This is a genomic window from Streptomyces bohaiensis, assembly GCF_012033785.1.
Taxonomy (GTDB): Bacteria; Actinomycetota; Actinomycetes; order Streptomycetales; family Streptomycetaceae; genus Streptomyces; species Streptomyces bohaiensis.
In genome coordinates, this window is record NZ_JAAVJC010000157.1 from 1 (window position 1) to 11,218 (window position 11,218).

General features: G+C 75.6%; 3 protein-coding genes. All 3 read right to left on the minus strand.

The window, feature by feature from the left end:
• The coding region (locus tag HCN52_RS16500) for a type I polyketide synthase (RefSeq protein WP_168089220.1) at positions 1-1,852 on the minus strand (1,852 nt) is incomplete at its 3' end.
• A 118-nt stretch (positions 1,853-1,970) separates the two neighbouring features.
• Positions 1,971-8,243 carry a type I polyketide synthase gene (locus HCN52_RS16505; RefSeq protein WP_168089221.1) on the minus strand — a complete coding sequence of 2,091 codons (6,273 nt, stop codon included), beginning with the start codon at positions 8,241-8,243 and terminating at the stop codon, positions 1,971-1,973.
• 100 nt (positions 8,244-8,343) lie between these two features.
• Positions 8,344-11,181: an SDR family NAD(P)-dependent oxidoreductase gene (locus HCN52_RS16510; RefSeq protein ID WP_168089222.1), complete on the minus strand. Its 2,838-nt coding sequence runs from the start codon at positions 11,179-11,181 to the stop codon at positions 8,344-8,346.
• Between the last annotated feature and the right edge of the window lie 37 nt (positions 11,182-11,218).

Here is an 11,218-nt window from a genome sequence, read left to right on the forward strand (position 1 = left end):
CCCCACCCAACAACCCCACCACCCGATCAAACGCCCCCGCAAACACCGGAAAACACTCATACAACTCCCGACCCATCCCCACCCGCTGCGACCCCTGACCACCGAACACCACCGCGAGACGGGCGGGTCCCGCGGTGCCGGTGACGGCAGCGGGGTGGGGGCTCGCGCTCTGCAGCGCGTCCAGTCCCCCGAGAGCGGAGGCGTGGTCGCCGGCGACGACCACGCCCCGGAAGTCGAGCTGGGCGCGGGTGTTCAGCAGGGAGAACGCCGTGTCCCTGAGCGGCACGTCGGGGTGAGCGGCGATGTGGTCGCGCACGCGCGCGGCACCGGCCCGCAGCGCGTCCTCGGACTTGGCGCTGACGAGGAGCGGTACCGGTACCGCGGTGGCGTCCTCGGCCGGGGTGTCCTCGACGCGGGTACCGTCCGCCGGGCGTGCCTCCTCGGGCCCGTCGGCCTCGTCGGCCCGGTCGGTGGGTGCCTGCTCCAGGATCATGTGCACGTTGGTCCCGCTGATCCCGAACGAGGAGACACCGATGCGCCGGGGCCGCGGCACCTGCGGCCACGGGGTGGACTCGGTGACGAGCTCCACGGCGCCCGCGTCCCAGTCGACGTGGCTGGAGGGCTCGGAGATGTTCAGCGAGGCGGGGACGACCCCGTGCTTCAGGGCCATGATGGCCTTGATGACGCTGGCACCGCCCGCCGCGCCCTGGGCGTGGCCGATGTTGGACTTGACGGAGCCCAGCAGCAGCGGCCGTTCCCAGGTGTGGCCCTGCCCGTAGGTGGCGATGACCGCCTGGGCCTCGATGGGGTCCCCGAGAGCGGTACCGGTGCCGTGCGCCTCCACCACGTCGACATCCGCCGTCGACAGGCCGGCGTCCGCCAGCGCCGCCCGGATCACCCGCTGCTGCGACGGCCCGTTGGGCGCGGTCATCCCGTTGGAGGCGCCGTCGGAGTTGACCGCGGTGCCCCGCACCACCGCCAGCACCCGGTGTCCGTTGCGCCGCGCGTCCGACAGCCGCTCCACCAGGAACAGGCCGGCCCCCTCCGACCAGCCGGTGCCGTCGGCGTCGTCGGAGAACGACTTGCACCGCCCGTCCTTGGCGAGACCCCGCTGGCGGGAGAACTCCAGGAAGATCCCGGGCCCCGCCATCACCGTCACCCCGCCGGCCAGAGCCATGGTGCACTCCCCCGCACGCAGCGCGCGGACGGCCTGGTGCAGGGCGACCAGGGCCGAGGAGCACGCCGTGTCGACGGAGGTGACCGGCCCTTCGAGACCGAAGACGTAGGCGATGCGGCCGGAGGCGACGCTGCAGGTGTTGCCGGTGAGCATGAACCCCTCGACGTCGTCGGCCTCGCCGCGCCGCTGGCCGTAGTCGGCGGGGGGAACGCCGACGTAGAGGCCGGTCCGGCTGCCGCGCAGGGTCGTCGGGTCGATCCCGGCGTGCTCGAAGGTCTCCCAGGCCGTCTCCAGCAGCACCCGCTGCTGCGGGTCCATGGCGAGCGCCTCACGCGGCGAGATACCGAAGAACCCGTTGTCGAAGTCCGCGGCGCCGTCGAGGAACGCGCCGCGGCGGGCGTAGCACTTGCCGGGGGCGCCGGGCTCGTCGTCGAAGAGGTTCTCCAGGTCCCAGCCCCGGTCGTCGGGGAAGTCCCCCACGACGTCGCGGCCCTCGGAGACGAGGTCCCACAGGGTCTCCGGGGAGACGATGCCGCCGGGGTAGCGGCAGCCCACGCCGACGATCGCGATGGGTTCGGCGTCGCTCGCCTCCCGCTCCTCCAGCCGCTGCCGGGTCTCGTGCAGCTCGGCGGTGACCTGCTTGAGCAGCCGGAGCATCGTGTCTTGTTCCACCATCAGGACCTCACAGGCATAACGCAGGGACGGGGCGCGTCGGAGGCGGGCCCGGCTCGGGGCCGCCCGGGGCGGTGCCGGCCGGGTCCGCCGGTCCGTGGGACGGCGTCGGCCGGCGGGGTCAGGAGATGCCGAACTCCTTGCCGAGCATGGCGACGAGTTCCTCGGCGGAGGCGCCGGCGAGTTGGTCGCCGATGCCGCCGGCTCCGTTCTCCGCGCGGTCGGGGGTCTCCAGCCGTGCGGCGAGGGCCCGCAGGCGGGCCGCCGTCGCGGTGCGGTCCTCCGGGGCCAGGTCGACGTCGACGAGCGCGGAGTCGAGCCGGTCCAGCTGGGTGAGGACCGAGGCGGCGGCGCCGGGGCCGTCGGCGCCGAGGCCGTCGAGGAGGTGGACGGCGACGGCGCGCGGCGTGGGGTGGTCGAAGGTGACGGTCGCCGGGAGGGTGAGTCCGGTGGCGGCACCGAGGCGGTTGCGCAGTTCGACGGCGGTGAGCGAGTCGAAGCCGAGATCGGTGAACGGCTGGTCGGCCGGGACGCGACCGGGGTCGGTGTGCCCCAGGACCGCGCAGGCGGCGGACACGACGATGTCGGTGACCCGCTCCAGCCGTTCCTCGGCGGGCAGCCCGGAGAGGGTGGCCTGCAGACCGGCCGTGTCGCCCCGGGGTGCCGCGGCGGAGACGACGCGGCGGGCGGCGGGGCGTTCCAGGCCGCGCAGCAGCGGCGGCAGTGGCCTGGGCAGCCGGCCGGCGTCGATGGTCAGGGACAGCAGCTGGGGTGCGGGACGGGCGAGCGCGGTGTCGAAGAGGGCGAGGGCGCGCTCGGCGGGCAGTGGCGGGAATCCGCTCTCGGCGAGCCGTCGGACCTCCTGCTCGGTGAGCCGCCCGGCCATGCCGGTGCCGTCCCACAGGCCCCAGGCGAGAGCCTGTCCGGCGAGGCCCTGGCGGGCCCGTTCGGCGGCGAGGGCGTCGACCGCGGCGTTGGCCGCGGCGTAGGCGGCCTGCCCGGGGGCGCCGAACACTCCGGCGGCGGAGGAGAAGAGGACGAAGGCGGCGAGGTCGAGGTGGCGGGTGAGGTCGTGGAGGTGGCGGGCGGCGTCGGCCTTCGGCGCCAGCACCCCGTCGATCCGCTCGGGCGTCAGCTCCGCGAACACGCCGTCGTCGAGGACGCCGGCGGCGTGCACCACCCCGGCCAGCGGGGCACCGTCCGGCATCGCCTCCAGCAACGCCCGCACCTGCTCGCGGTCCGAGACGTCACACGCCTCCACGACCACCTCGGCACCCGACTCCGCCAGCCGCTCCCGCAGTTCGGCGGCGCCCGGCGCCTCGATCCCACGCCGCGAGGTCAGCACCAGCCGCCGCACCCCGTGCGACTCCACCAGCCGCGACGCCACCGCCGCACCCACACCACCGGTACCACCGGTCACCAGCACCGTCCCGGCACCACCCAACCCACGCGGCACCGTCAGCACGACCTTCCCCACATGCCGCGCCTGACTCATGAACCGCATCGCCTCAGCCGCCCGCCGCACATCCCAGCACGTCAACGGCAACGGCTGCAGCACACCTTCCTCGAAGAGCGTCAGCAGCTCGGCGAACATGGTCTGGAGCCGGCGCGGCCCGGCCTCGATCAGGTCGAAGGCGCTGTAGGTGACGCCGGGCGGCACCCCGGCCGGGTCCCGGACGTCGGTCTTGCCCATCTCCACGAACCGCCCGCCGTCGGCGAGCAGCCCGAGTGACACGTCCACGAACTCCCCCGCGAGGGAGTTGAGGACGACGTCCACCCGGCCGAACCGTTCGCCGAACCCCAGGTCACGGGAGGAGGCGATGTGCTCACCGTCGAGCGGCAGCACCCGCTGCTTGGCAGGACTCGCCGTGGCGAACACCTCCGCCCCCGCATGCCGGGCCAACTGCACCGCCGCCATACCCACCCCGCCCGCGGCGGAATGCACCAGCACCCGCTCCCCCGCCTGCAGACCCCCGAGATCGAACAACCCGTACCAGGCGGTGAGGAAGGTCAGCGGCACGGTCGCGGCCTGTGCGAACGTCCAGCTGTCGGGGAACCGGCTCCAGGTGCGGAAGTCCGAGCGGACCTCCGCGGCGAACGCGTCGGTCGTCAGCCCCATGACCCGGTCGCCGACGCGCAGCCCCGTCACCCCGCGGCCGACCTCGGTGACGACGCCGGCGGCCTCCAGTCCGGGCGCGCCGGGGTCGCCCGGGTACATGCCGAGCACGTTGAGGACGTCGCGGAAGTTGAGGCCGGCGGCGCGCACCGCGACGCGGATCTCGCCGGGGCCCAGCGCGTGCGGTTCGGCGTGCTCGACGGTGAGGCCGGAGACGGAGCCCCGCTCGGCGATGCCGAGGCGCCAGCCGCCGTCCGGGAGCTCCAGGTTCTCCTCCGGCAGCCCCGTCACCACACGGGGCACCCAGCTCTGCCCCTCGCGCAGCGCCACCTGCGGCTCCTCCAGCGCGATCACCGCGGCAAGGTCCACTTCCGCGTCGGCGCCGTCCGGGGTGTCGAGGAGGACGATGCGGCCGGGGTGCTCCGACTGGGCCGAGCGCAGCAGCCCCCACACGGCGGCGGCTTCCGCGTCCACCGGTCCGTCCGCGGCGTCCACGGCCACCGCGCCCCGGCTGACCGCGACCAGCACCGATCCGGAGCGCCCCGGGTCGGCCACGAACTCCTGGGCGACCCGGAGCGCCGCCCGGACCGCCGCACCCCCGGCGTCGCCCGAGGGCACCTCCCACAGCTGGTGGGAGGGGGCCGCACCGGAGCTTGTGGAGGCGGCCGGGACCCACTCCACCCGGTGCAGCGAGGAGTCGGCACGCCCGGTGTCCGCCTGGGCGAAGGCGTCGGCGGCCACCTCACGGAGGGTGAGCCGCTCGACGGAGAGGACGGGCTCGCCCTGCTGGTCCACGACGACGAACGAGACCATGCCCTCGCCCGCCTCGGCCACCCGGACGCGGACGGCGTGGGCGCCGGCCGCGTGCAGGACGACCCGCTCCCAGCTGTAGGGCAGCTTGGCCTTGCCGTCGTTGGGGAAGAGCAGACCGAGGGCGTGCATGACCGAGTCCAGCAACGCCGGGTGGATGCCGAACCTGGCGGCGTCCTCATGTGCGCTGGCGGGGAGTTCGAGGTCGGCGACGACATGGCCGCGCCCCCGGCGGACCGCCGTCAGGGCGCGGAAGACCGGCCCGTACCGGAAGCCCTTCTCCTCGAAGTTGCCGTACTCGGCGCTGATGTCGAGGATCTCCCCGCCGCCGCGGGTGATGCCCGCGGCGTGCTGGAGGGTGGCGGCGCTCTGCTCGGCGCGGGAGAGGGTACCGGTGACGTGGGCGGTCCAGTCGTCGGCCGCGCCCTGCTCGGAGCGCGAGTAGAGCGCGAACGGCCGCTCCTGCTCGTCCTCCCGGGCTGCGCCGACGGTCAGCCGGATCTGCCGGGCCTCGTGGTCGCCGAGGACCAGGGGCGCGTAGGTGACCAGTTCCTCGACGGTGCCGCAGCCGGCCTCGTCGCCGGCGCGGACCGCCATCTCGACGAGGGCCGCGCCGGGCACGACGACCTGTCCGAGGATGCGGTGGTCGGCCACCCAGGGATGGGTGTCGACGGCGATGCGGCCGGTGAGCACCAGCCCGCCGCTGTCGGGGAGTTCGACGGCGGTGGCCAGCACGGGGTGGTCGACGGCGGTCACCCCGAGCCCGCGGGCGTCGGCGGCGGCCGTGGGCGCGGTGAGCCAGTAGCGCTCGCGCTGGAAGGGATAGGTCGGCAGTTCGGCGTGGGGCGCCCCCGCGAAGAGTGGTGCCCAGTCGACGCGGACGCCGTGGCAGTGCAAGGCGCCGAGCGCGGCCAGCAGGCTCTCCGACTCGTCGCGGTCCTTGCGCAGCGCGGGCACGGCGCACACCGGCTCGGGCACGGTCAGGGCCACGTGCGAGGTGAGGGCCGCGTCGGCGCCGAGTTCGAGGACGGCGGTGGTGCCGCGCTCGGCGAGCGCTGCGGCGTTGTCGGCGAACAGCACGGCGCGTCGCAGGTGCTCCACCCAGTACGCGGGGTCGTGCCACCGCTCGGCCGCGCCGCCCGTGACGTTGGAGAGCCCGTCCAGTTCGGGCTTCCGGAAGGTCACCCCGTCGAGCACGCGACGGAACGCGTCCAGGGCGGGTTCCATCCGGGCGCTGTGGAACGCGTGCGAGACCCGCAGCGGGCTCGCCTTCCAGCCGCGTCCGCGGGCGGCCTCGACGACGCGGTGCACGGCGGCGGTGTCCCCCGTGACCACGACGGAGGCGGCGGAGTTGACGGCGCCGATCTCCACCCCCTCGACGTCCGCGAGGAGTTCGGCGGTCTCCCACGCTCCGGCGCCGACGGAGGCCATGGCGCCGCCGTCGGCGAGCCCGTCCATCAGGCGGGCGCGGGCGGCGACCACCGTGCAGGCGTCCTCCAGCGACCAGACCCCGGCCGCCCAGGCCGCGGTCAGCTCACCGACGGAATGCCCGGCGACGACGTCGGGGCGTATGCCGAAGGAGCCGACCAGCTCCCACAGCGCCACCTCCAGTGCGAACAGTGCGGGCTGCGCGGCTCCCGTGCGGTCGAGGTCGCCTCCGGCGGTTTCGGTGCCGAGCAGCCGCGTGGCGCGGTCGTGGGCCTCGGCGAAGACGGGGAAACGGGCGTGGAGCCCGCGTCCCATGCCAGGACGCTGGGAGCCCTGGCCGCCGAAGACGACGGCGAGCCGCGCCGGGCCGGCCGTGCCGGTGACGACGCGGGGGTCCTCGGCGCCCGTGGCGAGGGCGTCGAGCGCCGCCGCCAGGCCGTCCCGGTCGGGGGCGAGGACGACGGCGCGCCGGTCGAGCGGCGTCCGGCCGCAGGCGAGGGAGCGTCCGACGGCTGCGAGGGGCACCTCGGGCCGCTGCTCGGCGACCTCCCTGATGCGGGCGGCCTGGGCCCGCAGCGCCGCCGGGGTCCTGCCGGACAGCACCCAGGGCAGCGGCGCGGCGTGGGCGTCGGGGGCCGCCGTCGGAACGTCGTCCTCCGGTACCTGCTCCAGGACCACGTGGGCGTTGGTGCCGCTCACGCCGAAGGAGGAGACCGCGGCCCGGCGGGGACGGCCGGTCTCGGGCCAGGGCGTGTTGGCGGTCAGCAGCCGGACGGCGCCGGAGTCCCAGTCGACGTGGCTGGTCGGCTTGGTGACGTGGAGAGTGCGCGGGAGGATCCCGGCGCGCAGCGACATCACCGTCTTGATGATGCCGGCGGCCCCCGCGGCGGCCTGGGCGTGCCCGATGTTCGACTTGACGGAGCCCAGCAGCAGCGGCTGCTCCCCGGGCCGGTCCGCACCGTAGGTGGCGAGCATCGCCGTGGCCTCGATGGGGTCCCCGAGGGTGGTGCCGGTGCCGTGGGCCTCGACCGCGTCCACGTCGGCGGGGGTCAGGCGTGCGTCGGCGAGGGCGGCGCGGATGGCGCGCTCCTGGGCCGGGCCGTTGGGAGCGGTCAGCCCGTTGGAGGCGCCGTCCTGGTTGACGGCGGAACCGCGGATGACGGCGAGCACCCGGTGCCCGTTGCGACGGGCGTCGGAGAGTCGTTCCAGCAGCACCGCTCCGGCCCCCTCCGACCAGCCGGTGCCGTCGGCGTCGTCGGAGAACGACTTGCACCGCCCGTCGGGTGCGAGGCCGCGCACCCGGGAGAACTCCAGGAACAGGGCGGGGCTGGCGATGACGGCGCTGCCGCCCGCGACCGCCATGGAGCACTCCCCGGAGCGCAGGGAGCGGACGGCGAGGTGGACGGCGACCAGGGCCGAGGAGCAGGCGGTGTCGACGGTCAGGGCCGGTCCTTCGAGACCGAAGGTGTAGGCGACACGACCGGAGGCGACGCTGGGGGTGTTGCCGGTGAGCAGGTACCCCTCGACGTCCTTGTGGCCGGCGCGGGCGTCACGGTCGTAGTCCTGGGCGGAGGCGCCGACGAACACGCCGGTGTCGGAGCCGCGCAGGGTCGTTGCGTCGATCGAGGCGTCCTCGAAGGTCTCCCAGACGGTCTCCAGCAGGATGCGCTGCTGGGGGTCCATGGCGAGCGCCTCGCGCGGCGAGATCCCGAACAGGTCCGCGTCGAAGTCGGCGGCGTCCTCGACGAACCCACCCTGGCAGAGGTAGGACTTCCCGGAGGCGGCCGGGTCGGGGTCGTAGAGGGCGTCCACGTCGAAGCCGCGGTCGGCCGGGAAGGGGGTCAGCGCGTGCCGGCCCTGCTCGACGAACTCCCAGAGCTTCCGCGGTGAGTCGGTGCCGCCGGGGAAGCGGCAGCCCATGCCGACGATTGCGATGGGCTCGTGTTCCCGGTCGGTCAGCTCGCGCAGATGGCCGCGGGTCCGGTGCAGCTCGCCGGTGACCCGCTTGAGGTAGTCACGGAGCTTCGTCGTCTCGTCCATGGTCCGCCCATCCTTTGCGTCACTGCGCGTCGAGTCGCCGCGGGTCTCGCCGGGTTCCGCGGGACCTGTGGTTCGCGTTGCCGGCCGGCCGGTCGCCGGGTCAGACGCCCAGCTGTCTGTCGATGAAGTCGAAGATGTCGTCGTCGGATCCGGTCGTCAGGGCGTCCGGTACGGCCTCCGGGCTGCCGGACCCGCCGGGGTCGAGCGAGGACACCAGCCCGAGCAGCCGGGTCACGGCCGCGCGGCGCACGGAGTCCTCGGGGTCGAGCCGGGCGAGGGCCGCGGCGACCCGGTCGAGATCGGTGAGCACGGACTGGTCGCCCGGCCCGGCGCCGGTGTCCGCGGGGGACAGCCTGCGGACGAGGTAGGCGGCCACCTCCCCGCAGGTGGGGCGGTCGAAGGTGAGGGTGGCGGGGAGCTGGAGTCCGGTCGCGGCGCCGAGCCGGTTGCGCAGTTCGACGCCGGTGAGGGAGTCCAGCCCCAGTTCGGTGAAGGAGGCGTCCGGGTCGACCCCGGCCGAGGTGGTGTGGCCGAGCACGGACGCGGTGACCGCCACGGTCAGTTCGGTGAGGCGCTTGAGCCGCTGGGGGTGCGGCAGGGAGGCGAGCACGTCGAGCAGCGCGCCCGGCCCGCCGTCCGCGGTGGCGGGCGCGGCGGCCGCCCCGGAGGTGGTCGCCGCGGCGGGGGGCCGGGCGGCGGCGGGACGTTGGACGCGACGGAGCAGCGGGGGCACGGGGCCGCCGATCCGGCGTGGTTCCACGGGGAGGGGCAGCAGGTGGTGGGCGGGGTGGGCGAGTGCCGCATCGAGGAGGGCGAGGGCCCGTTCGGCCGGCAGAGGCGGGAAGCCGCTGCCGGTGAGACGGCGGACCTCCGCTCCGCCGAGGCCGGAGGCCATGCCGGTGCCCTCCCAGAGCCCCCACGACAGCGCTTGGCCCGGCAGCCCGAGAGCGCGGCGGCGGGCGGTCAGCGCGTCGAGGGCGGCGTTGGCGGCGGCGTAGGCGGCCTGGCCGGGTGCGCCGAGGACGCCGGCGGCCGAGGAGAACACGACGAACGCGGCGGGATCGTGGGCGCGGGTCAGCTCGTCCAGGACGAGGGCGCCGCCGACCTTGGCGGCGCGGACCTTGTCCAGCCGTTCGGGGGTCAGGTCGGTGAGCACGCCGTCGTCGAGGGTGCCGGCCGCGTGGACGACAGCGCCGAGGGGCCGGTCGGCGGTGATCCGCTCCAGCAGCGCCGCGACCTGGGCGCGGTCGGTCACGTCGCACGCGGCGAACTCCACGGCCCCGCCGGTGGCGGCGGCGAGGGCCTCGGCCCCGGGTGCCTGCGGTCCGGTGCGGGAGAGGACGACGACGTGGCGCGCACCGCGGGCCCGGACGAGGTGGCGTACCAGGTGGGCGCCGACGCCGCCGGTGCCGCCGGTGACCAGCACGGTGCTCTCGGCGGGCCAGGGCAGCGCAGGCCGGTCCGCGGGTGGGGCGGGCGCCGGGGTGAGACGGGGCACGTGCGGGATTCCGGCACGCAGGGCCATCTGGGGCTCCCCGGTGGCTGCGAGAACCGCCAGGTCGGCCGGTTCGGGGAGGACACCGGTGGCGTCGATGTCGAGGAGGACGATACGCCCGGGGTGCTCCGACTGGGCCGACCGCAGCAGCCCCCACACCCCGGCGGCGTCCACGTCCACCGGACCGTCCGCGTGCACCGGACCGTCCGCGGCGTCCACCACCACCGCACCCCGGCTGACCACGACCAGCACCGACCCGGAGCGCTCCGCGTCCGCCAGGAACTCCTGCACCACCCGCAGCGCCTCACGCACCGCCGCACCGCCGCCACCCGGCGGGACCTCCCACAGCTCGCAGGCGGCCGCCGGCCCGCCGGAGCCCGACAGCGGCTCCCACGCGATGGCGTACAGCGGCTCGTGCCCGTCCGGCGGCAGATCGCCGGGAGCGGCCGCGCGCAGCTGGAGCCGCTCCGCCGACAGCACCGGCCGGCCCTGGTCGTCCGCGAGGTCGAGCCGGACGGCGTCGGGGCCCACCGCGGTGACGCGGGCACGCACGGACGTCGCGCCGGTGGCCCACAGGCTGACGCCGGTCCAGGCGAACGGCAGCAGGGTGCGGGGAGCGTCGGTGGCCGCGTCGCCGTCGCCGACGGGGAAGCAGAAGCGGGTGGCGTGCAGGACGGCGTCGAGGAGGGCGGGGTGGAGTCCGTACCCGCCGGTGTCGACGGGCGGGTCCCGGGGCAGGGCCACCTCGGCGTAGACCTCGCCGGGGTGGGCGCCGCCGGCGCGCAGCCGGACGGAGCGGAGCCCCCGGAAGGCGGGCCCGTACCCCAGGCCCCGCTCGGCCAACATCTCGTAGGAGCCGGCCAGGTCGACGGGTTCGGTGTCCGGCACGGGCCAGTCCTGTGCCCAGGCGTGCCGGGGGGCGGCGGCTGCGGGCTCCGGGGCCAGGGTGCCGGTGGCGTGGGCCGTCCATCCGGGCGCGTCGGGGGTGCCGGAGTACACCGTGAGCGTGCGTCGGCCGTCGGCGGAGGGGTGGGTGACGACGCACCGCAGGGTGGTCCCGGCCCCGGTCTCCGGCAGCCGCAGGGGGGTGTGCAGGACCAGTTCCCCGACCGCGCCCGGTACTCCCGCGTGGTGGGCGGCGTGGACGGCGAGGTCGACCAGCGCGGTGCCGGGCACGACGACGCGGCCGAAGACGCGGTGGTCGGCGAGCCACGGATGCGCGGCGGTGGAGAGCCGGCCGGTGAGGACGGCGTCGGCGCCCTCGGCGCCGGGCACGTCGAGGACGGCCGCGACCCAGGGGTGGGTGCTCGGCAGGAGGCCGAGGGCGGCCGGGTCGGCGGTCCGCTCGGGCGCGGTCAGCCAGTAGCGGTCGCGTTGGAAGGGGTACGTCGGCAACTCCGTCCTGCGGCCCTGCCCCAGCACCGGCGACCAGTCGACCGCCACACCATGACAGTGCAACCGCCCCAACGCCGACAACACC